Genomic DNA, 993 nt, shown 5'->3' with positions numbered 1-993 from the left:
GTAAGCACTCGATCTGTACCGTCTGTTCGTAATGGCGGGACTGGGGCAATCTGATTCCCATCAGATGTGATGGGGATCAGATCGATGAAGCAAATGGCACGAGGACGGCGACCGGGATCGAAGAACTACACGAGGGAGTTCCGGGAAACGGTAGTCGCTGAAGCGAACGATCCGAGTCGCTCAATTGCCGAGGTAGCTCTCACGCATGGTTTAAATGCCAATATGGTTTCGCAGTGGCGGCGAAGTTCACTGGCAGCGCGGCTGGCAACATCGGAGCCGTCGCTGGCGCTGTTGCCTGTCGATGTAGTTGATCTTCCCGGGGAAGATGCCGGGAGCCACGCATCATCGCAAGATCAGCAAATGCCGGCGGTAGCTGCGACGCCACCAGGTTGCGAGATCGAAATCGAGATCGGTAAGCGGCGCGTTCGCATCTCCGGTCTTTCAATGGATCGCGCCGAGCAGTTTCTTCGGGATTGCCTGAAGTGATTGCACTTCCACAGAATACCCGCATCTGGATTGCAGCTGGCGTGACCGACATGCGCTCCGGGTTCAACTCGCTATCTGCGAAGGTTCAGACCGTACTCGAGAAGGAGCCGTATTCGGGGCATATATTTGTGTTCCGCGGCAAGCGTGGCGATCTGCTGAAGTGTCTCTACTGGAGCGATGGCGGCCTATGTTTACTTGCAAAGCGTCTTGAGAAGGGGCGTTTTGCATGGCCCCGTGCCGACGCCGGCGTCGTGGCCCTGACGACCGCCCAACTTGCATTGCTGCTCGAAGGGTTTGACTGGCGACAGCCGGTCGATGTGGCACGCCCGCGCAGCGCTTTGTAAACGTCTGTTACCCGATGATCCGCGTGCAGCAGATGGTCGTAAACTGTCGCAATGGATCTGACCGATACCGACCTGCCCGACGACATTGATGCGCTGAAGGCGCTGGTGCGCGCGCATGCGGCGTCGGCTCATGCAAACGCGCAGCGGGTCGTTGAATTGCAGG

General features: G+C 58.3%; 2 protein-coding genes. Both read left to right on the top strand.

From position 1 onward, the window contains the following. The first annotated feature begins 84 nt into the window (after positions 1–84). Complete coding sequence (gene tnpA, locus AC3WLT_RS37190) at positions 85–486, top strand: IS66-like element accessory protein TnpA (protein ID WP_492596527.1); 402 nt, start codon at positions 85–87, stop codon at positions 484–486. After that, on the top strand, positions 483–830 hold the full coding sequence (tnpB, locus tag AC3WLT_RS37185) for an IS66 family insertion sequence element accessory protein TnpB (protein WP_492596528.1): 348 nt from the start codon (positions 483–485) through the stop codon (positions 828–830). The genes tnpA and tnpB overlap by 4 nt, the downstream gene beginning before the upstream one ends. Positions 831–993: the final 163 nt, after the last annotated feature.

The organism is Paraburkholderia sp. FW306-2-2C-D06C, from assembly GCF_058781505.1.
The sequence above is the reverse complement of the archived record's forward strand: the minus strand, read 5'-3'. Positions and strand labels throughout refer to the sequence as shown.